The organism is Alkalimarinus coralli, assembly GCF_023650515.1.
In the GTDB taxonomy this organism is placed as follows: domain Bacteria; phylum Pseudomonadota; class Gammaproteobacteria; order Pseudomonadales; family Oleiphilaceae; genus Alkalimarinus; species Alkalimarinus coralli.
On sequence record NZ_CP096016.1, the window covers coordinates 996,427 to 1,016,361 of the forward strand.

Here is a 19,935-nt window from a genome sequence, read left to right on the forward strand (position 1 = left end):
ATCAGGCTTGAGTATCGAATGTCGAACAGAGCTGCTGATACTGTTCAGTTGGACATCGCATACACAAGCCAAGATAACAACTTTAGGCTACATGCTCCTCATCGGTTAGTGTTCCTTCTTCATAGTCCCTCATTGCCTGTCTTATTTCTTCAACGTTATTCATAACGAAAGGGCCATGATTGGCTATGGGTTCGCCTATTGGAATGCCTGCAAGCAATAGCAGTCGAGCGTCGGTGTTTGCAGTAATGGTAATGTCGCACCCCTCACTGAGACGTATAAACGACTGTGCGCTGACCTCTCTATTTTCTATCGATATGGTTCCACTGTATAGATAGAGGTACCCGTTAAAACGTTCATCAAGAGGGACGGTTAAGGTCTCTTTTTGAGGAATGTTTAAGTCCCAATAGACCGGTTGTGTGGCTTGTCCGTGTATAGGCCCCTGATAGGTGTTGTTTCCAATAGTCAGGTTGCCAGCCAGCACATTAATGACGACACCATTTTCTGTCGAGACTTCTGGAATAAGCTCACGCTGGATATTCCTGTAACTTGCTTTCTGCATCTTGTCTTTGGCAGGAAGGTTGAGCCAAACCTGAAACCCGTGCAGCGAACCCTCTTCTTGTTCGGGCATTTCGGAGTGGATTACACCACTGCCAGCAGTCATCCATTGGGCACCACCCGAGTTGATAACGCCATCGTTACCTAGGTGATCACGGTGTCGAAAGCTTCCATTCCTCATATAGGTGATGGTTTCAAACCCTCTGTGAGGGTGAGGGGGAAAACCACCAATATAGTCTTTACTCTCGTCACTTTTTATTTCATCCAGTAGAAGGAATGGATCTAAATCTTTCATTCCGCGATTTCCAATGACTCGGCTGATTTTAACTCCATCACCATCAGAGGTTGGTCTGGCTGGAATAACTTCTAATACCGTTCGATTACTCATAGCAGTCACCCTGTATAGATTGTAAGAGGGCTCATGTTATTAAGCCCTGGAGTTTGAGTATTAAGACGCCTGACGCATTGAAATATGCTGGCTCTCACGGGGCTTGGCTAACTGGTAGTCAACGCTAAAGCGGCCAGCACCATTGCTTATTAAGAATAGAAAACCTCCCGCAATGGCGATATTTTTCATAAACAGTATTTGTTGCATCTGGTCAGCCAGGTTGGCGTGAAACAACAGTGCAGAAACAATCGAAAATCCTGCCAGCGCCAACGCACTAAGACGGGTTTGGTACCCCACCAGTATCAATAGCCCGCCGCCTATCTCGGTTAAGATTACTAATGGCAGCAGCATGCCTGGTACGCCCATTGCCTCCATGTATCCCTGTGTTCCTTCGTAGCCTGCGCCTAGCTTACTAACGCCCGCCATAATAAACAGAACAGAGATAAGTACACGTCCCGTTAGGTCGATTGACGCATTCAACGTGTTGGTTGTGGAGCTTGATGTGTTCATGTTGTGATCCTCAGCTAGATGAGTGTTTGTTGTTGATGTTTTTAATTATATATACTAAAAATCTGGTTAAAATTAGAATAAATAGGTCAATCCATACGAAAAAATAGAAAGGATGGGCGAGCTAAAATGAATAACTTCCCAAAAGTGACGCTTGAGCAATGGAGAATGTTTCAAGCGGTGGTCGAGCATGGTGGTTATGCTCAGGCGGCGGAGGCATTAAACAAAAGCCAGTCGACGATAAACTATGGCGTGAAAAAGCTACAGGTGCTTTTGGGGACTGAGGTTTTGCAGGTGAAAGGGCGCAAAGCAAAGCTGACCGCAGAGGGAGAAGTGCTGTTAAGGCGTGCCAAATTACTGCTTGATGATGCCAGCAGCATAGAGAAGCTTGCCGAAACCCTGGGGAAGGGGGAGGAGCCGGTTGTTCGATTGGCCGTGGAGGTGATATTTCCAAATGAGATATTGTTGCCCTGCCTAAATGAATTTTCCCTGCTATGCCCGAATACTCGCGTCGAATTACTGGAAACAGTATTATCAGGTACCGAAGAAATACTGCTGGCAGGCGGCGCAGATATTGTCATTGCAGCACGCGTGCCGATGGGTTTTTTAGGGGAGCCTATATTTAATATGGAATTTATTGCGGTAACGCACCCTGAGCACCCATTGCAGCACCTCGGGCGAAAAGTTACGGTTCAAGACTTAAGGCTACATCGTCAACTCGTTGTGCGTGACTCAGGCGTACAGCGAAAGTGGGATGCAGGCTGGCTGGGCACAGAGCAGCGATGGACCGTCAGTAATATGACAACGTCGATTAATGCGGTTTGCGAAGGTTTGGGTTTTGCCTGGTTTCCAAAGCCAATCATTGAAAAGCAGTTGCAGGGCGGTGTGTTAAAACCATTACCTTTGGAAGAAGGGGGAACTCGGTCAGTTGAGCTTTATTTAGTGTATGCAGATAAAGATACGGCTGGCGTGGCGGCCAAGACGTTAGCCGAGCTGATATTGGGCGCGACGGATCGGCTGCTGTAATTTCTGGATATTTTTTGCGGGTATTGTTATGGGACGTATAAAGAAATTTGTAAAAACATCGTTGGTTGGTGGCATTCTGGTTTTGCTGCCTATCGTTATATTAGTACTTTTGTTTAATTGGGCGTTTAACATCGTCACCAATATGATTCAGCCATTAACCGACTTGATTATTAAGAACAATGGAATGCCCGAAGTCCTGGGTGATATGTTGGCAATAATGGTCATTTTCCTGGTCTGTTTTGTCATAGGTAGCATTGTATCAACCGGTGTAGGCGTTTTAATGCACACTCATTTTGATAAGTACCTGGCACGTATAGCACCTGGCTATAGGCTGATTAAAGAAATTGTAGGGCAGTTTTTTGGTGACAAGGCATCCTCACCGTTTGCTAACGGTGAAGTCGCGCGAGCAAGTATATTTGGAAAAGGGTGCGGAACGACGGTAACAGCGATAGTTACATCTCGGCATGCAGACGGTTTTTATACTGTGTTTGTTCCAACAGGGCCAAACCCCACGTCGGGCAATATGTTTCACCTGCCGCCAGAACAGGTCGAAGTCTGCCCAGACATTAAGGTAGAAGATATGATGCGTACGATTATTGCCTGTGGAGCAGGTAGTGGTGCGTTGTTTGACAGCCGTATAAAAGATGTCTCAATTGGTGATCAAGTCTGACCAGTTGTGACGCTGTATATCTCCCATAAAAGCTTATGATTAATGGGCGCTAATACGAGGCGTTTGTGCCAGTGTTAGCGCTGATGATCCCCGTTTTTTGCAAACGGGAGTCTTATAAACTTTTAGTTGTAGATCCAGATTACATATCTCTGGTATACCCGAGCCGTTTTTGTTCTGTCAGGTTAGCGTTTGTTGCAGGGACGTGAGCGGGCATTGTTTTTCGGGAACTTTACAGAGCTTATGAGTATCTAAGATCTGTAGGAGAAGAACATGACTATTCGAGTAGCTATCAACGGGTTTGGGCGGATTGGGCGAAATATCGTCCGGGCGCTTTATGAGAATGACTACCGTGACAGAATTCAGGTGGTCGCGATTAATGACTTGGCTGACGTGGCAAGCAACGCCCACTTGCTCAAACATGACTCAGTGCACGGCCACTTTGCTGAAAAAGTGAGCCATGATGGCAGCCATATATTTGTAGGGAGTGATGAAATCGATGTTTATTCATCGAAAGACCCTTCCGAGTTGCCGTGGTCTGAGCTTAATATTGATGTTGTCTATGAGTGCACTGGCTTATTCACCAGCCGAGATGCGGCAGCAAAACACCTGAATGCCGGGGCCAGGAAGGTTATCATTTCGGCACCCGGAAAAGGCGTTGATGCAACGGTTGTTTACGGCGTAAACGACCAAGTCCTAAACCACTCTCATCATATTATTTCAAACGCCTCTTGCACCACTAACTGTCTGGCTCCGGTTGCTCAGGTTCTAGAGCGCAATATTGGCATTGTCAGTGGTTTAATGACGACGGTTCATGCGGTGACGAATGACCAGAACCTGACGGATGTTTATCATCCAGACCTCTATCGTGCCCGCTCTGCCATGCAGTCTATGATCCCAACCAAAACGGGAGCCGCGGCGGCTATCGGTTTGGTGTTACCAGAACTGAAAGGCAAATTTGATGGGTTAGCGGTACGAGTCCCGGTGGTTAACGTGTCGGTTGTTGATCTTTCTCTGGTCATGGAACGTGAAACCACAGTAGAAGAGGTTAACCAGCTTCTAAAGGACGCCAGCGAAAAGTCTGATGTGCTGGCCTATAACGACCTTCAGTGGGTCTCAACTGATTACAATCACCACTCCGCATCATCAATTTTCGATGCTAACCAGACACGCGTTATCGGCCGTCATGTAAAAGTCATGTCCTGGTACGATAATGAGTGGGGGTTCTCAAACCGTATGCTGGATAACACCTTAGCTTTGATCAAGGCGTCTCGCTGAGTCTGTGCTAAGGTCTAATCGTATTGGTATAGAATTGTTGTTAATCTCTTTGACTCAAAGAGACCTTTGCACGACTACTGCGCTTACAAATACAGCGTTAAAAAATGACTCAAAATGCTCATATATTACATATATACTGCGCTTTTTCGTCATTTTTTGCCTTGTCTTTGCTTCGCTCATAACGTCGTGCAAAGGTCTCTCAAAAACAAATAAGGAAAAGTGTTGATGTTGAGACGCACCAAAATTGTTGCGACGTTAGGGCCGGCAACCGACTCTGTTGAATCACTTGAAGCGATTATTAAAGCGGGAGTTGACGTTGTCAGGCTGAACTTTTCTCACGGTGAAAGCGAAGACCATATTCAACGGGCTAACCGTGTTAGAGAAGTGGCTGGCAGGTTGGGGCGGTTTGTTGCTGTATTAGCTGACCTGCAAGGCCCAAAGATACGAATTGCCCGCTTTTCATGTGACAAAATCACGCTTAATGCAGGCGACTGTTTTGCGCTTGATACGCGCCTTGGAACCAATGATGGCGACCAGAGCGCGGTAGGTATTGATCATGAGGCCGTCATCAACGATACCCGCAAGGGCGATGTATTACTGTTGGATGATGGCCGAATAGAGCTGCTAGTCAAAAGCAATGATGGTGTTCGAATTGAATGTGATGTGTTAATTGGTGGTGTACTTTCAAACAATAAAGGCATCAACAAAAAAGGTGGAGGCTTGTCGGCCAAGGCGCTAACAGATAAAGATAAAGCAGACATCAAAGTGGCCGCACAGTTTGATGCTGACTACGTTGCGGTCTCGTTCCCAAGAGACGCTTCAGATATGAATGAAGCAAGAGCATTGCTGGCTGACGCGGGCTCCGAGGCAGGTTTAATTGCTAAAATAGAGCGTGCAGAGCTGGTAGCTGACAATGAAATGCTGGATGAAGTTATTCGTGTTTCAAATGGCGTGATGGTCGCTCGTGGTGATTTGGCGGTCGAGATTGGTGATGCTGAGTTAGTCGCGATTCAAAAGCACATCATCCAACGAGCGCGGGCATTAAACCGTGTGGTGATTACGGCAACCCAGATGATGGAGTCAATGATCACCAGCCCAATGCCAACCCGGGCAGAAGTATCTGATGTGGCAAATGCCGTTATTGATGGCACTGATGCGGTGATGTTGTCTGCTGAGACTGCGGTGGGTGAATACCCCGTCGAAGTGATAGAAGCGATGAATCGTATTTGTACTGGAGCCGAACGAAGCCCAACTACGCAGGTCTCTCAGCATCGGATTCATGAATCTTTCGAGAAAATAGATGAAAGTATTGCGCTGTCCGCTATGTATGCGGCCAACCACCTTAAAGGGGTTAAAGCGATTGTCAGTATGACTGAGACGGGAGCTACACCGCTGCTAATGTCTCGGATACGCTCCAAGTTGCCTATATTTTCATTCTCTGGTCAGCTTCACACCCAGCGACGTATGGCTCTATATAGAGGCGTGCAGACCATACCGTTTAATGCAGCAGATGTAGAAAATGAAGCAGTAAACCGCTTTGCTATTGATACCTTACTTGAGAAAAAAGTTGTTGAGAATGGCGATTTGGTGATACTGACCAAAGGTGACTATGTTAATGCGCAAGGTGGTACCAATACGATGAAGGTTTTGAGAGTCGGCGGAGAGATACGTTAGATTCGAATTAACAGTTAAGATGAATTAGCTAAAACCAGATAATAGAGGTCGATTAAAAGGCCCTGTTGGTTAAGGGCCTTTTTACTATTTATTACTGTCAATTTAGGTGCGCTAGTTTGGGGTTATTCCGAACGGCTGGTTACTTCTAATAAGTGATAGCCAAACTGGGTTTTAACCGGGCCTAATACCTTATTAAGCTCGCCGCTAAATACGACTTCGTCAAACTCGCGAACCATTTGGCCAGGGCCGAATTCGCCTAATGCGCCGCCTTGCTGGCCAGAAGGGCAGGTGGAGAAGTTGCGTGCGATCTCTGCGAAGTCACTGCCACCTTCTATTTTTGCTTTAAGCTCGTTACATTTTTCTTCGCTGTCTACCAAGATATGTCTTGCGCTGGCACGTGCCATAATTTTCTCCAACTTGAGCCTAGGCTATTGAGTGCCCCGGCAAATAAATGTGTTGAGAGTTTTGCACGACTACTGCGCTTACAATTACATCGTGCAAAGCTCTCGAGTTAACCATTTTCTTTAATGAGGGTGATGCCTTCTTTTTCAATGGTGATTTGACGATTTTTATAAAGTGCGCCAATCGCCATTTTGTAGGCTTTCTTGCTGGCTCCGAAGGCTTTGTAAATTGCTTCAGGAGCGCTCTTGTCTGATAAGGGTAAATAACCGCCTTGTTTCTTTAACTCTTCCATGACCCGGTCTGATAACGTTGATACTTTCTTGTAACCCGGTTGCTGGAGGCAGAGGTCTATTTTGCCGTCATCTCTGATGCGTTTGATATACCCTTTGATTTTCTGTCCATATTTCAGCGGGCGATAAACTTCACTGTCGAATAATACGCCCCAGTGTTGGTTGTTGATAACGGCGTTATAGCCAATATCTGAATGGTCGCAGATAAGCAAGTCAACTTCGAGGCCATTGTGATAGCGACCCATTTCCTGGTCCAGGAACTTATTGAGCTTGGCAGATGCCGCAATTCGGTTGGTATTTTTGTCGTAGAAAACGGCGACCACATACGACTGCCCTTCAACCATGGTTTGCTTTTGTTCGTTGTAAGGAACCAGCAGGTCTTTGGGTAGTCCCCAGTCCAGAAACGCACCGACCGAGTTCACTGCAACGACTTTTAAACAAGCGAAGTCGCCGACCATTGCCTTGGGTTTGTCGGTGGTGGCAATGATACGGTCTTCTGAGTCGAAATAGATGAATGCTTCTACATGGTCACCGGTTTTTTTACCCGGCGGAACATATCTGAAAGGCATAAATATCTGGCCTAATGAATCTCCATCCAGATAAGCACCGATATCGGTCTCTTTAATAATTTCGAGCTCATTGACCTGACCTACTTTAACCATCTGAAGTATCCTGAAAGAGATAGGGAAGCGGGCAAGTATACCATTGATCGTTTCTTCCGCGCAGCGAAAGCGACAGAACGTACCGACATTTATGTCTGTGTGGAGCAATGTGCGGAATAAGTAGTAGGCCTGGGGTCATGTCATATTAAAAGTCTCGTTGTAGCCAGCTATCACCATCCTGGGCTCTGCGCCCTAACAATTGGCGTCGGTCTATCTTTTCTGGTTCAAAACGAACGCTGGTGCGCCTTTCTTCCAGCACCCTCCGATGGCTCATGCGTCGCTCTATGCCTCTATATTCCGGGTCTTTAGCCTCAAATATTGCTCGCATAATCAGTTCTCCGGTTCACCTCAGTGCTTCCAGCAAAATGTTATATGCAATAAGTCTAGTTTAGTACGGGGGTATTTCTTATACATGTTCGCTATAACTATTTTTTAAAACAGTTATTACCGTCATTAATCGCGTGGCGGCGGCCGCTCATCGATGATGTTAAGCTATAGAGCCATTGATACAGGCTTTAGGGTAAGAGTGATAGATAAGCCAGGTGGTTTCTATTATGATGCGGCTATTATAAAACAGCAAAGAGCCAAAACCTGCGACAGTAAGCTTATGAAACTACAAGAAGCCACACAGCTGATTAATAGCTTTTGCTCCACCGAGCGCCTCCGCTCAGTGAGCGATTCTTCGGTACGAAAGGCGTTGGAACAAGAAAGGTCGATAACGTTCCCTCCTGAGCTTAAGGCGTATATCGATACCGTTTGTCCAATAGCACATACGGCTTTTGAGAGTGTGGGATACCCGGTAGACATTATCTCTAAAAGCGAAATGTCGTGGAATATGCCTGGCTATAACAGAAATGCTGTGACGGGCAAGCCAATTGCCAGTTGGAATGATGCATGGTTTTTAATCGCCAACGAAGGGGGTGACCCTATCATTGTCAAGCTGGATGAGCATAGCGACTCTTCCACTGTGTACAGTGCAATGCAAGGGGCTGGGCCATGGGAGTTCTGCCCGATAGCAGACTCTATTGGTCAGTTTTTGCTGTGTGCTGCTGCAGTAGAGCACGCATTAAACTTTCCGGGTATTGATGAACCGTTGGATGAGGACTTTAATCTTGCGCCGCAGGCTGCTCAGTGGTTGTTTCCCTTTATCAAGAAGCATGCTGAAGCCTATTACGATGAATGGCTGTCGGTATTCGAAAACTACCTGGATGTTGTTTAGCCATCGTCGGATTAACTGTAGTAGAGGGGGCTTGATAGCCATTTCTGCGTTACCTCTCAACCATTATCGCTAATGCTGTCTACAAACTGAAAGGCGCGATCTGATATTGTGCCACCTTAAAAATAACAGGGGATAAAATGATGGAACAAAAAATACAAGAATTATGGAGTGTTATCGAAGCGCAGGTCGCGCTCTATGGCGGGCGAGTCGTTTTGGCATTGGTTGCGCTCATTGTCGGGTGGTGGCTTGTTAATAAAATAAGCTCGCTTGTGGATCGCTCTCTCCACGCCAATATGCCCGATGAAACACTGGTAAAGTTCCTATCAAGTGCTTTTGAAATATCAATTAAAGTGCTGTTGGTGATCAGTGTTGCGTCTATAGTTGGCATTGAAACAACGTCCTTTATCGCGGTTATTGGTGCTGCCGGGCTGGCTGTTGGCTTAGCCCTTCAAGGAAGTTTGTCGAATTTTGCAGGCGGTGTGATGGTGCTGATATTCCGCCCCATTCAAGTGGGTGAATATATTGAAGCCGCAGGTTATGAGGGCATCGTTCAGGATATTGGCATATTCGTCACAACGTTATTAACCTTTGATGAGCGGACAATTATTATACCCAACGGCCCGTTGGCGAACGGAAGCATTGTTAACTACTCTCGTCATGAAACCCGTGCAGTTGAGGTGTCTATTGGCATTTCGTACTCGGATGACATTAAAGCGGCGAAACAGGCAATGGAGCAGGTGCTAGAAAATGACGCACGTATTTTAAAAGATAAAAACAACGTTGTTGCTGTGACTGATTTAGGTGAAAGCTCAGTCGATTTTCTAGTGCGAGCATTTGTTAAAAATGAAGATTACTGGAGTTTCTTCTTCGATGCGCGAGCACTACTGAAAGAGGCTGTAGAGTCAGCCGGTGCGACGATACCATTCCCACAACGGGATGTGCACATGTTTACTCACGAGAAAGAGGTGAACGCTTAATAAACGCCCAATCTTAGAAATTACATATTAAAGGGGCCTTGCTTCATGGCCCCTTTTATTGAATATGCTCTCAGTTAGAATGCTTCATTCGTTTCAAACCCAGCAAACCTATATGACAATGTCACGAGCCTGCATTTGTTACCTATAACCGATATCTTACCCCGCGTTTCGCGTTGTTTATCTACTTCTAACAACCTTGTGCTCCAAGCAGAACCCGGTGCGGGAAAGTCAACCGCTTTGCCTTTAAGCCTTATCGATGCGGAGTGGTTAGGCGATAAAAAAATTGTGATGCTAGAGCCCCGCCGAGTAGCAGCAAAATCAATTGCATATTATTTGGCAAAGCAGCTAGCTGAAAAGGTCGGTGAGCGAGTTGGTTATCAAGTAAAAAATGATAGAAAAGTATCTAAAAACACTCGGCTGGAAATTGTCACCGAGGGTGTATTAACCAAACGGCTACAGAATGACCCCGAACTCTCTGATGTCGGCTTGGTCATTTTTGATGAAGTCCATGAGCGTTCCCTTCATACCGACTTGGCCTTGATGCTATCGCTGGAGGTTCAGCAAACGCTTCGTGACGATCTGAAGCTGTTAGTTATGTCCGCTACAATCGATACGGATGCAATATCAGCCTACTTGGGCGGGGCAGAGGTTATTAAGTGCCCCGGTCGAGCTTACCCGGTTAGCGTAGAATACATTGAACGTGGTAACCGAGACTTATGCGTCGAGGTGGTTAATGCTCTGAACTCGGTATTAGCCTCCGGTAACAAGGGAGATACGCTTGTTTTTCTAGCAGGGCAGGCAGATATAAAGCGGTGTATGGGGGAGGCCGAGAAAGCATTTCAAAGCCAGAGCAATCTGGTTTTTTTGCCGCTGTATGGAGGTCTTTCCATTGAGCAGCAGGAGAGGGCGTTATTGCCAGATCCAAATGGTAAGCGGCGTGTGATCTTTACCACCAATATCGCAGAGACAAGTTTAACCATTGAGGGTGTCACCAGCGTTATTGATAGCGGGCTAGAGAAAATTTCAGTTTATGACCCTATTAGTTGTATGACCCGGCTCGATACAACGTATATCTCAAAAGCGTCTGCGGATCAGAGAAAGGGGCGAGCTGGCCGATTGCAAGCAGGCCATTGCATCAGGTTATGGCGTCAGTCTAAACACCACTCACTCAGAGAGTATCAAGGCGAGGAGATACTCTCTGCCGACTTAACAGGGTTAGTGCTGGAGCTTCACGTATGGGGGCAGCACGACTATCAGTCAATAAACTGGTTGACACCGCCGCCTCTGCCACACTTTGAGTCGGCTAAACAGCTCTTGATCTCTTTAGGGCTAATTGGTGAATCAGGACGCGCCACATCTACCGGAGTTAAGGCGTCACAGCTTGGTGTAAGCCCAAGGCTGGCTGCCATGTTATTGCTGGCGGAGAAACCAATCGATGCATCTATTGCTTGCGAACTCTCGGCACTGCTGTCTGAAAGTGACATTTTTTATGGTCGACAGGGTGTTGATATTGTTGAGCGTTTAGTTGCGCTTCAGGACTATAAGGCAGACAAAAAATCAGCCATGGAGTCTTGGCCGCTGAAAAGGGCTGTGATTGAGCAGGTGTTGGCGACGTCGAAATCGATAAAAGGCCACCTGGGGTTGCCAACTAAAACAGCGAGCTACTCATTGGCTGAGTTGCAGGGTAGAGCAGGAAGACTGCTGCTAACCGCTTACCCGGATCGTCTGGCTAAGCGGCGCACCATTAACTCTGGCCGATATCAGCTTTCGAATGGGAGGGGGGTATTGTTATTTGAGGATGATTCCCTTTTTAATGCCGACTGGTTAGTTGTTTGTGACTGCAATGCGCATAAAAAAGAAGGGCATATCTTCAGTGCATCGCCCGTCAGTTTGCGGGATATTGATGAAACGGTAGGACACAGGGCTGTCGAAGAGGATGTTTATCGGTTAGATGACAAAAAACAGGGTATCGTCGGGAGAAGAATTTCTCGATATCAAGCGCTTACCCTACGCTCTCAAGCCCTATCGGAAGTACCTTCTGATGCCTTTCAAAAATGCATTAAGAGCCTGTTTGACTCAGAGGGGCTCAGCATTCTTAACTGGACTGAAAAATGTCAGGCCTGGTTGGCACGGGTCGCTTGGTTAGGTGATGCCATCGATGGGTTTCCAGTATTATCCGAACGCATGTTGGTTCAGTCTGTTGATCAGTGGCTGTTGCCGTATATTCCTTATGTAAAGAGTTTGGCACAACTGAAAAATGTAGATGTTTATGAGTTAGTGACAGGAACACTCTCCTGGGAAGAACAACAGCTGTTAGAGCGAGAAGCCCCTGCGGTTTATATTACCCCCAGCGGTAAAAAGATAAATATCGTCTATGATCGAAATAGTGGCCCAACGGTTTCAGTGCGGTTACAGGAAATGTTTGGAGAGCTAGAGTCGCCAAGAGTGGGTGGCGACTCAGTTCCGATCAGGTTTGAACTACTTTCCCCGGCACAGCGTCCAATTCAGACCACAAGTGACCTGGCAAATTTCTGGAATACGTCTTACTTTGATGTAGCCAAAGAGATGCGAGGTAAATACCCTAGACACCGATGGCCAGAAAAGCCCCTTATAGAAAAACCAGGGCACTCGATAAAGCGTAGATAGTGAACGTTTGGTTTACCTGCTTTAGGGTTGGTGAGCTATTGGGTGACTGATAGCTATCGAGAAATGGAACGCGCGCTTTCTATGTTAATTTCATACCTTTCACCGTCAGCCTCTACCTGGATCAGCTTGACCAGAAGGTAGTCCCACTCTTTGGCAAACCATAATGTACTATCCCGTTTGCTTGACTCCGAACGCACCTTTTTGACGACTGTTGCTGTTACTTCTCCCAACTCTGTATCAAGGGTCTCTTCGCCCAATATTTCAAATTGAAATGTCTTTAGGCGCCCTCCATCTGCGACGTGGTAGGTCAAGTCCTGCTTGCCTGCCATGAGGTCTAGTTTGATCTGGAGCTGATAGCCCAATTTATCAAGTGCACGGTCAGGGATACCCATAGACCAGGGCACACCTTGAACATCATTTAATACTTTATTCTCTTTCCAATTGAACTCTAAGGTCGCTCGGCGGTTGCTGACGGCCCATCCGCTACGCTTGTAGTGGTATGAGATAGGTGTGACTGTTTTTCCGTCCCATTGAAAGTAGACCGACTCGTTGATGTCTGCAAAAAAAGAGTCGACGTTGAACCGATAACGCCAAATATCTTGTGATAATTGAATCAGTGTGTGGGTTGCCGTTCCGCTGATAGGTACACCATTTTTATATGATGCGCTGTATTGGGCTACGTTTGGTTTGAGTTCAACTGGGTATAGTGCAGTTGAGACAAGCAACAGCAGTATCGATATCAGCTTTTTAGAGCAGGGGTGTGTTATTCGTCTCATCAGAAGATAAAAAACCTTTGGGGGAGACCTGTGTATTCATTCGTAGTGTGTTTGTTCGCCTTTTGATATCACGTTAATCGTTTTCAGTTCCGGCTTCAAGAAAATAAATGACTGCCACGGGATGAGCGCTTTTAATGACTGTCACAGAATGGATGGAGCTTTGGGGGGGCGTGTTGAGACTAGCTTAGGAGAGAGACTAGCTTACGGGTGAGTGTTAAGATCAACTTATGAAGAAAAAAACAAAGCCCCTTGAGGTCGGGGCTTGGCGTGTGTTTTCTGGCTGCTTAGTCAGTATCACCACTTTGGTGTTGCTGGCCAGATTCAGAAAGTACGTTGTGATCAAGAAAGGCCTGGTTATCTGTCATCTTTAACCGGCCCTGGGCAAACCACTTAATGGCGCGTGGGTAGATTTGATGCTCTTGAATGAGTACTTTTTTGGCCAGTGACTCCGGGGTTTCGTCATCACTGATTGAAACTCTGGCCTGGAGTACGTTAGGCCCTCCATCAAGTTCCTCTGTAACAAAATGAACAGTCACTCCATGCTCGGCGTCTCCAGCCTCAATCGCTCGCTGGTGAGTATGAAGGCCCCGATACTTAGGCAGCAATGACGGGTGTATGTTTAGCATACGCCCGCTGTAATGCCTGACGAACTCTGGCGTAAGGATTCTCATGAACCCTGCTAATACCACGAGGTCTGGGGCGTATTGGTCAATCGTTTTTTGAAGTGCTTGATCGAAGGCTTCTCTACTATCAAAGCCCTTGTGAGAAACCACCTCGGTAACAAGGCCCGCATCAGCGGCCCTTGTCAGCCCGAAAGCATCTTCTTTGTTACAGATAACCGCTTTAATGCGTGCCGGTAAGGTACCGTTTTGAGTGGCATCTATAATGGCTTGCAGGTTTGACCCGCTGCCGGAAATAAGAACGACCAGTGAGATTTCCGGTTGACTCATTAAGCGTTCAATCCTTTCAGTTCGACTTGCTCTTCACCTGCTTGTGCAGTGGCGATGGTGCCGATAATCCAAGGTGATTCATTTTCGGCTTTGAGTATTGATATCGCTGTTTCTGCACTTTCAGAAGGAACCACAAGTACCATGCCTACACCACAGTTGAGTGTGCGGTACATCTCACGAGTTTCAACATTGCCTTTTTCTTGCAACCACTTGAATACGGCAGGCATTTCCCAGCTGGCGGTATCGATGACCGCCTTAGTACCTTCTGGAAGAACGCGAGGGATATTTTCTAACAACCCGCCGCCGGTAATGTGTGAAAGGGCGTTAACCTGGCTGTCTTTTATCAGTTTGAGTAGTGGTTTAACGTAAATGCGCGTTGGCTCCATCAACGCATTGGCTAGAGGCTTGCCACCCACTTCTTCGTTTAAGTCTGCATTTGATACTTCGATGATCTTTCTGATTAACGAGTAGCCGTTTGAATGCGGGCCTGATGATGGCAGGCCGATCAAGGTATCGCCTGCGGCAACATTACTGCCGTCAATCAGTTCGTCTTTTTCTGCAATACCGACACAGAAGCCAGCCAGGTCGTAATCTCCACCGTCATACATCCCTGGCATTTCGGCTGTTTCGCCACCCACCAGTGACGCGCCTGCCAGCTCACAACCTGCTCCAATACCTTCAACAACCTGTGCGGCAACGTCTACATCAAGCTTGCCGGTTGCATAGTAATCGAGAAAGAACAGAGGCTCAGCACCCGCGACGATTAAATCATTGACGCACATGGCAACAAGGTCAATACCAATGGTATCGTGTTGTTTTAAATCCATCGCCAGACGAAGCTTCGTCCCGACCCCGTCAGTGCCTGAAATGAGCACGGGCTGCTTATAACCGGTGGGTAATTCAAACAGCGCACCAAACCCGCCGAGTCCAGCCATGACTTCAGGGCGACGTGTTTTCTTGGCAACACCTTTAATGCGTTCAACCAGTGCATTTCCGGCATCTATATCAACACCGGCATCTTTGTAGCTTAAGGACTGTGTTTCTGGCTTGTCTGTCATTGGTTTCTCGACTGTGGTTATAAACAATAATTCCAGGCAACAGATTTAGGCAAATCTGAAAGCGCGGTATTTTAGCAGGTGACGAATAGAACAGCCAACGTAGGAACAAATGTTTTATTGGTGTATTATCCCTATTCAATTAGGTTGTGCTTATTTATGGATGTTGATTTGAAAATTGTTATTAACGAATATCTAATAAAAACATTGGGTAAGCTGGTATTTATCGCGTCACTTCTATCTTTTTCCGGTTTTCTGTCTGCGGCCCAGGTTAGTGGCCTGTACCAGGCTGATGTTTTGGTGAGCTCTCAAAGTGAAAAAGAGCGCCAAGAGGCATTTAATTTGGCGCTGCAAGAAGTCTTGGTCAGGGTTTCAGGCAAAGTATCTGTACTTGATAACAGCCAATTAATGGACCTCGCCAAAAAGCCAGACCCGTTTGTTCAGAAGTTCAGTTATGAGAAAGCAGGCGATAGTTTAAGCCCGGTAGATCTGTCTACCGATGCGGCGAAGCGCCAGCTCGCTCAATCGGGCTCGCGAGGCACTTATGCAATAAGTATTATGTTTTCCCGGCTAGCAGTGAGTCAGGCGCTCAAGCAATATGGTGAACCGGTGTGGGGCGGTAATCGTCCTTCCGTGCTCGTTTGGCTGGCGTCAGATGGCCAGGGTAAGCGATCTATTCTAAGTGTCAAAGATCAGTCTTCATTGTCTTCTGCAATCAAGAAGGCGGCTCAAATAAGAGGCGTGCCTCTTTTTCTGCCGTCCATGGATGACCAGGACAAGGCTGCTGTTAATTCTTCGGATATTTGGGGGCTATTTCTTGATTCGTTGAAAGAACCCTCAGCACGCTATAGCGCTGACTCGATCCTGGTGACTCGGTTAACTCGAGCAGATGGGGGTGGATGGTCAGGGCAGTGGGTCTTCGAGCTAAAAGGGTTTGTCTATAATGGTGAAGTTAAGGGGCAGACATTAGACGAAAGTGCCCTGACGTTGATGGGGTATATTGCTGAAATTCTGGCAGAACGCTATGCGATACTAGGGGGCGACAGCTCTCTGAATAGTGAAGTAGAGCTGGAGATAAGTGCGATTAAAACCATGGAAGACTATGTGGGCGCTACACGTTATATCAATGCGTTACCACCGGTGAGTAGCGCGCAATTGAGTTGGGTTAAAGGCGACAAAATACGCTTTAGTATCACGCTTAATGGTTATCTAGAGCAACTATTGCAGCATATTGAGCTGGACACACTACTCTCGGAAGAGATATCGCAGTCCTTTAACGTGGAAGATAGCACCAAGCTTTACTATCGTTGGACAAAACAGAGTGCTTTGTAAATAAGCGGGTCGGGGAATAAACAGGAATGTTTTATTTATGCTTTTAGAGTGGCGTCATATTCCTAACTTGTTGACATTCCTGCGGATCATTTTAGTGATTCCATTTGCCGCATGTCTGTACTTTGAATACTTTAAACAGGCATTAATTTTATTCTTTATTGCAGGGCTGTCAGACGGCGTAGACGGCTTTCTGGCGAGAACCTTTCACTGGAAGTCACGCTTCGGCGCAATAGCAGACCCCTTGGCCGACAAACTCTTGCTGGTGACCGCTTATGTGATGTTAACCATTACAGGGCACCTTCCTCTTTGGCTTACCGCATTGGTATTTGGTAGAGATATTATTATTGTGAGCAGCGCGCTTATCTATCACTACTGGATTGGGGCCTATGAGATGAAGCCTTCTGTGCTGGGAAAAATGAATACGTTTGTTCAAATCGTGTACGTGCTGGTTGTCGTGGTCTCATTGTCGGGTATTGAAATGCCTGACGCTGTACTTCACTATGGCGTTTGGGGTGTCGCTGTACTTGCAGTGCTGAGCTGTGCTCAGTATGCCTACGTTTGGGGCCGTAAAGCTTATATTCACCGGAAATCTATTAAGGCTTGATTGTTTTATATGAAAAGAACTGTTCAGGCTGATAACCCTCAGCAACTGACTTTGTCCGTCAAGCTTCGTCAAGACGCCTCGTTTGATAACTATTTTGGGGCTGCTAATACAAAAAACAGTAATATTTTGCTGCATGCGCTTAGTTCAGACGAGCTTTTTGTCTATCTTTGCGGGGATCAGGGAAGTGGTAAGACGCACCTCCTCAACGCCTGCTGTAACACGCTTGAAGGGCAAAATAAGCGGGTTATGTTTCTATCACTGAAAGATGTGGGAGCGTTCAATCGCCAGCTTTTTGATGGTCTAGAATCATTTGACGCAGTGATGCTCGACGATATTGATCTGTTGTTTGAAAATTCAGACAGCGAAGAGGCTCTGTTTGACCTGTATAACCGACTGCGTTTAAACGGGAAGATGCTGGTGGTGACAGCAACAGAACCGGTCAGTCAGCAAACCTTTGCGTTAGCTGACCTTAAGTCAAGATTGGGAGCAGGGTTACTGCTGCAACTGTTCAGGCTAACTGACGAAGAGAAACAACAGGCGCTCAAGTCAAAAGCCAAAGACAAAGGTTTGCTGTTGGGCGATGAAGTGGCCGCGTTTATTATGCGGCGTAGTGACCGTAGTCTGGATGAGTTGTTTGGCGTGTTAGATAAACTTGATGACGCATCGTTAAGTGCCCAGCGTCGATTAACCGTGCCTTTTGTGAAGTCGGTATTGGGCTGGTGAGGCCAATATGGTTATGGGGTGTGGGGAGAGGTACTAACATGGTGCTTGATAGGTACTAACATGGTGCTTGATAAAAGTATCGAGAAAGTTGTTACAAGTCGCATAGAACTTGATTAAAATATAGTCGGCTGAAAAAGGACGCATCACTCGAATGCGGACAATAAGGATTATAAAAACTGGGGGGAAGCATGAAACGTGTCATATTTAATTTAAAAGGTGGAGTGGGGAAGTCTAGTATTACCTCCAACCTTGCCGCTATAAGTGCCGCTGAGGGGTTGAGAACGCTCGTGGTTGATCTCGATCCGCAGGGAAATTCAAGCCAATATCTGTTGGGCAAGCCAACGGCCGAGTTGAAAGACACAATAGGTGACATGTTTGAGCAAACCGTTGCATTTAATATCTTCAATAAGAAACCTGAAGACTTTGTTCATGCAACCCCTTTTAATGGCCTCTATGTTTTACCTTCGAGCCCTGAATTAGACTATCTGGAGCGAAAGCTGGAAGCGAAGCACAAAATTTATAAACTTCGTGATGCGCTCAATAAACTGGGTGAAACCTTTGATCGTATATACATTGATACCGCTCCGGCGCTTAATTTTTATACTCGATCAGCATTGATTGCAGCAGACAGGTGTTTGATTCCATTCGACTGTGATGATTTCTCTCGTCAAGCGCTTTATCAAATTCTGGGTGAGATTCAAGATCTTCAAGAAGATCATAACCAGGGGTTAAGCGTTGAAGGGATTATTGCTAATCAGTTTCTGCCCAGAGCAAGTCTACCGCGTCAGCTAATTAGCGAGCTTATTGAAGAGCAGTTGCCTGTGTTACCTGTTCGGCTTTCATCGTCAGTAAAAATGAAGGAGTCCCACCAGGCAAAGAATCCGTTAATTCACTTTGCACCAAAGCATGGGTTAACCAAGCAGTTTATTGATTTACACAAAGTGTTGAATGGCGAAGAGGTTTCGGTTGAGGCACTATAGCGGCCAGTAGACAATCTTATCTGGTTATAAGAGGAAGCCGACGGGTTAGGCTTCCTTTCTTCCTTTACCTCTTTCTCCTTCAGTATATCCTCCATAGCCTCTGTTGTTAGCTTTTCATTCCACTCATTAAGTTTCCGATTGCCACTCCCAGGCTTTCAGAACGCTCTGGATTACGAAATTGTGCCAGCACTTCAGGTCGCATATCCGGGACAAACATTAAGTCAGAGACCTGTTGATTAAACAGCGGCTGTCCATTTGGCACCTGTGACAGGTTATCCAGATACTGCTTCATGAGCGTTTTATTCTTCAAATAGTGCCAGCAATAGAGTGCCAAGCTTTCCAAAACGGCTGGATTCTCTCCTGCAGGGGATGACAATATCGAGGTTATGCAGGTTAATCCATTGTCGTTTGTCTCGACTTGAGCAAAGGCTCTGATAGCACTGCAATAAAAGCTGGCAGGTAGTGGCGGTGTTTCTGTTTCAGAAAGAGACTGGTTTACCCGTTGGGCGATGGCGGCTAGCAATATGCTGGGTGCCCGCTTATTCTGAATAAAATGACACAATGCTTCGAAAACGGGCGCATCTACCCAACTTACTGCATCTGTAAGTAGAGCGCTCATTTTGTTTTCCGATATTCTTTCCACAATATCAGCAAAACCCTGTAAGCCAAGACTGCTCCAAGGAGTATTGGGATTCGTATTTGATAAATAGTCCAGGACTGGCTGGAACCATGTTGAGGGTGGCTCTGCAAGAATTTTGCTGACTTTTGCATGAATAGCGGCTTTTTGCTCATTATCTGGTTCAAAGGTATAGACAGATGTCGCACCCTGATTTTGCTGTGCCGATGTGGTGATTCCAAGCATTGCCAGGAGCTCTAGTATCAGCGCATCCCGTGCCTGGGGAATAATCAGGCCTTGTTCATCCAGTGGAAGTTTGAAAAACCAGATCGTGTGCTGTTGGTCTTGGCTTGGGTTCCAGACAATCAATGCAAATTGCGCTTGATAGTTTAATGGCCAGGGGTATACAGACTGGCATGATTCAATTGACTCAAACTGCTCTTGAGTCATGTTACGAATACCTCTACCAATATTAATCCAGCGGTATTTTAGCCCGGTGGATGCAAGTAGCGAGTTTAAAGATGTAGGGTATTCCATGATTATCCTCAGTAGTTTGAGAGCGGGTTTTCTTGGTGGGTCATTCTAAAACCTTTATCATTATGTTCATA

20 protein-coding genes are annotated in these 19,935 nt (G+C 46.4%); 11 read left to right on the forward strand and 9 right to left on the reverse strand.

The window, feature by feature from the left end; translation table 11 throughout:
* Positions 1–82: 82 nt before the first annotated feature.
* The gene (locus MY523_RS04405; RefSeq protein WP_250657599.1) at positions 83–943 is read right to left on the reverse strand and encodes a pirin family protein; all 861 of its coding nucleotides are present in this window, start codon (positions 941–943) and stop codon (positions 83–85) included.
* A 60-nt stretch (positions 944–1,003) separates the two neighbouring features.
* The gene (locus MY523_RS04410) at positions 1,004–1,453 is read right to left on the reverse strand and encodes a DoxX family protein (protein ID WP_250657600.1); all 450 of its coding nucleotides are present in this window, start codon (positions 1,451–1,453) and stop codon (positions 1,004–1,006) included.
* Between the two features lie 126 nt (positions 1,454–1,579).
* Between MY523_RS04410 and MY523_RS04415 the strand changes: the two genes are divergently transcribed.
* The 4 genes from MY523_RS04415 (at position 1,580) to pyk (ending at position 6,095) form a co-directional block, all read left to right on the forward strand.
* The gene (locus MY523_RS04415; protein WP_250657601.1) at positions 1,580–2,476 is read left to right on the forward strand and encodes a LysR family transcriptional regulator; all 897 of its coding nucleotides are present in this window, start codon (positions 1,580–1,582) and stop codon (positions 2,474–2,476) included.
* 28 nt (positions 2,477–2,504) lie between these two features.
* Complete coding sequence (locus MY523_RS04420) at positions 2,505–3,146, forward strand: DUF502 domain-containing protein (protein ID WP_250657602.1); 642 nt, start codon at positions 2,505–2,507, stop codon at positions 3,144–3,146.
* A gap of 270 nt (positions 3,147–3,416) precedes the next feature.
* Positions 3,417–4,421 carry a type I glyceraldehyde-3-phosphate dehydrogenase gene (gap, locus tag MY523_RS04425; RefSeq protein WP_250657603.1) on the forward strand — a complete coding sequence of 335 codons (1,005 nt, stop codon included), beginning with the start codon at positions 3,417–3,419 and terminating at the stop codon, positions 4,419–4,421.
* Between the two features lie 225 nt (positions 4,422–4,646).
* Positions 4,647–6,095 (forward strand): pyruvate kinase, encoded by a 1,449-nt coding sequence (gene pyk, locus MY523_RS04430; protein WP_250657604.1) that lies wholly within the window; start codon positions 4,647–4,649, stop codon positions 6,093–6,095.
* A 122-nt stretch (positions 6,096–6,217) separates the two neighbouring features.
* On the opposite strand, the gene MY523_RS04435 is transcribed toward pyk, so the two are convergent.
* From MY523_RS04435 to MY523_RS04445, 3 genes are all read right to left on the reverse strand, one after another.
* Positions 6,218–6,499 (reverse strand): peptidylprolyl isomerase, encoded by a 282-nt coding sequence (locus tag MY523_RS04435; protein ID WP_250657605.1) that lies wholly within the window; start codon positions 6,497–6,499, stop codon positions 6,218–6,220.
* 107 nt (positions 6,500–6,606) lie between these two features.
* Positions 6,607–7,449: a CvfB family protein gene (locus MY523_RS04440; RefSeq protein WP_250657606.1), complete on the reverse strand. Its 843-nt coding sequence runs from the start codon at positions 7,447–7,449 to the stop codon at positions 6,607–6,609.
* A gap of 145 nt (positions 7,450–7,594) precedes the next feature.
* A complete protein-coding gene (locus MY523_RS04445) occupies positions 7,595–7,777 on the reverse strand; it encodes a hypothetical protein (RefSeq protein WP_250657607.1) in 183 nt (60 codons plus the stop codon).
* Between the two features lie 153 nt (positions 7,778–7,930).
* Between MY523_RS04445 and MY523_RS04450 the strand changes: the two genes are divergently transcribed.
* The 3 genes from MY523_RS04450 (at position 7,931) to hrpB (ending at position 12,291) form a co-directional block, all read left to right on the forward strand.
* Complete coding sequence (locus MY523_RS04450; RefSeq protein WP_250657608.1) at positions 7,931–8,668, forward strand: SMI1/KNR4 family protein; 738 nt, start codon at positions 7,931–7,933, stop codon at positions 8,666–8,668.
* 137 nt (positions 8,669–8,805) lie between these two features.
* Positions 8,806–9,645, forward strand: coding sequence for a mechanosensitive ion channel family protein (locus tag MY523_RS04455; protein WP_250657609.1), 840 nt, complete (start codon positions 8,806–8,808; stop codon positions 9,643–9,645).
* Positions 9,646–9,780: 135 nt separating this feature from the next.
* Positions 9,781–12,291: an ATP-dependent helicase HrpB gene (gene hrpB / locus MY523_RS04460; protein ID WP_256470518.1), complete on the forward strand. Its 2,511-nt coding sequence runs from the start codon at positions 9,781–9,783 to the stop codon at positions 12,289–12,291.
* 53 nt (positions 12,292–12,344) lie between these two features.
* Here the strand turns inward: hrpB and MY523_RS04465 are convergent, their stop codons facing one another.
* The 3 genes from MY523_RS04465 to purM form a co-directional block, all read right to left on the reverse strand.
* A complete protein-coding gene (locus MY523_RS04465) occupies positions 12,345–13,067 on the reverse strand; it encodes a DUF3108 domain-containing protein (protein WP_250657611.1) in 723 nt (240 codons plus the stop codon).
* 284 nt (positions 13,068–13,351) lie between these two features.
* Positions 13,352–14,017 carry a phosphoribosylglycinamide formyltransferase gene (gene purN / locus MY523_RS04470; RefSeq protein ID WP_250657612.1) on the reverse strand — a complete coding sequence of 222 codons (666 nt, stop codon included), beginning with the start codon at positions 14,015–14,017 and terminating at the stop codon, positions 13,352–13,354.
* Complete coding sequence (gene purM / locus MY523_RS04475; RefSeq protein WP_250657613.1) at positions 14,017–15,075, reverse strand: phosphoribosylformylglycinamidine cyclo-ligase; 1,059 nt, start codon at positions 15,073–15,075, stop codon at positions 14,017–14,019. The genes purN and purM overlap by 1 nt, the downstream gene beginning before the upstream one ends.
* 156 nt (positions 15,076–15,231) lie before the next feature.
* On the opposite strand from purM, the gene MY523_RS04480 reads away from it, so the two are divergent.
* The 4 genes from MY523_RS04480 (at position 15,232) to MY523_RS04495 (ending at position 18,711) form a co-directional block, all read left to right on the forward strand.
* Positions 15,232–16,404, forward strand: a complete 1,173-nt coding sequence (locus tag MY523_RS04480) for a DUF2066 domain-containing protein (RefSeq protein ID WP_250657614.1) — start codon at positions 15,232–15,234, stop codon at positions 16,402–16,404.
* 37 nt (positions 16,405–16,441) lie between these two features.
* On the forward strand, positions 16,442–17,008 hold the full coding sequence (locus MY523_RS04485; RefSeq protein WP_250657615.1) for a CDP-alcohol phosphatidyltransferase family protein: 567 nt from the start codon (positions 16,442–16,444) through the stop codon (positions 17,006–17,008).
* Between the two features lie 9 nt (positions 17,009–17,017).
* Entirely contained in the window at positions 17,018–17,731 is a 714-nt protein-coding gene (hda, locus tag MY523_RS04490; RefSeq protein WP_250657616.1) for a DnaA regulatory inactivator Hda, read from the forward strand.
* Positions 17,732–17,919: 188 nt separating this feature from the next.
* Positions 17,920–18,711 carry a ParA family protein gene (locus tag MY523_RS04495; protein ID WP_250657617.1) on the forward strand — a complete coding sequence of 264 codons (792 nt, stop codon included), beginning with the start codon at positions 17,920–17,922 and terminating at the stop codon, positions 18,709–18,711.
* A gap of 106 nt (positions 18,712–18,817) precedes the next feature.
* Here the strand turns inward: MY523_RS04495 and MY523_RS04500 are convergent, their stop codons facing one another.
* Complete coding sequence (locus tag MY523_RS04500) at positions 18,818–19,864, reverse strand: DUF3549 family protein (RefSeq protein ID WP_250657618.1); 1,047 nt, start codon at positions 19,862–19,864, stop codon at positions 18,818–18,820.
* Between the last annotated feature and the right edge of the window lie 71 nt (positions 19,865–19,935).

What these genes read in the sequence shown, in the direction of transcription:
- MY523_RS04405 (WP_250657599.1), bottom strand. Translation starts at nt 943, where the DNA reads ATGAGTAATCGAACGGTATTAGAAGTTATTCCAGCCAGACCAACCTCT.
- MY523_RS04495 (WP_250657617.1), top strand. Translation starts at nt 17,920, where the DNA reads ATGAAACGTGTCATATTTAATTTAAAAGGTGGAGTGGGGAAGTCTAGT.
- MY523_RS04485 (WP_250657615.1), top strand. Translation starts at nt 16,442, where the DNA reads ATGCTTTTAGAGTGGCGTCATATTCCTAACTTGTTGACATTCCTGCGG.
- pyk (WP_250657604.1), top strand. Translation starts at nt 4,647, where the DNA reads ATGTTGAGACGCACCAAAATTGTTGCGACGTTAGGGCCGGCAACCGAC.
- hda (WP_250657616.1), top strand. Translation starts at nt 17,018, where the DNA reads ATGAAAAGAACTGTTCAGGCTGATAACCCTCAGCAACTGACTTTGTCC.
- MY523_RS04410 (WP_250657600.1), bottom strand. Translation starts at nt 1,453, where the DNA reads ATGAACACATCAAGCTCCACAACCAACACGTTGAATGCGTCAATCGAC.
- MY523_RS04435 (WP_250657605.1), bottom strand. Translation starts at nt 6,499, where the DNA reads ATGGCACGTGCCAGCGCAAGACATATCTTGGTAGACAGCGAAGAAAAA.
- MY523_RS04465 (WP_250657611.1), bottom strand. Translation starts at nt 13,067, where the DNA reads ATGAGACGAATAACACACCCCTGCTCTAAAAAGCTGATATCGATACTG.
- purM (WP_250657613.1), bottom strand. Translation starts at nt 15,075, where the DNA reads ATGACAGACAAGCCAGAAACACAGTCCTTAAGCTACAAAGATGCCGGT.
- MY523_RS04440 (WP_250657606.1), bottom strand. Translation starts at nt 7,449, where the DNA reads ATGGTTAAAGTAGGTCAGGTCAATGAGCTCGAAATTATTAAAGAGACC.
- MY523_RS04455 (WP_250657609.1), top strand. Translation starts at nt 8,806, where the DNA reads ATGATGGAACAAAAAATACAAGAATTATGGAGTGTTATCGAAGCGCAG.
- MY523_RS04500 (WP_250657618.1), bottom strand. Translation starts at nt 19,864, where the DNA reads ATGGAATACCCTACATCTTTAAACTCGCTACTTGCATCCACCGGGCTA.
- purN (WP_250657612.1), bottom strand. Translation starts at nt 14,017, where the DNA reads ATGAGTCAACCGGAAATCTCACTGGTCGTTCTTATTTCCGGCAGCGGG.
- MY523_RS04445 (WP_250657607.1), bottom strand. Translation starts at nt 7,777, where the DNA reads ATGCGAGCAATATTTGAGGCTAAAGACCCGGAATATAGAGGCATAGAG.
- MY523_RS04420 (WP_250657602.1), top strand. Translation starts at nt 2,505, where the DNA reads ATGGGACGTATAAAGAAATTTGTAAAAACATCGTTGGTTGGTGGCATT.
- MY523_RS04480 (WP_250657614.1), top strand. Translation starts at nt 15,232, where the DNA reads ATGGATGTTGATTTGAAAATTGTTATTAACGAATATCTAATAAAAACA.
- MY523_RS04415 (WP_250657601.1), top strand. Translation starts at nt 1,580, where the DNA reads ATGAATAACTTCCCAAAAGTGACGCTTGAGCAATGGAGAATGTTTCAA.
- MY523_RS04450 (WP_250657608.1), top strand. Translation starts at nt 7,931, where the DNA reads ATGATGTTAAGCTATAGAGCCATTGATACAGGCTTTAGGGTAAGAGTG.
- gap (WP_250657603.1), top strand. Translation starts at nt 3,417, where the DNA reads ATGACTATTCGAGTAGCTATCAACGGGTTTGGGCGGATTGGGCGAAAT.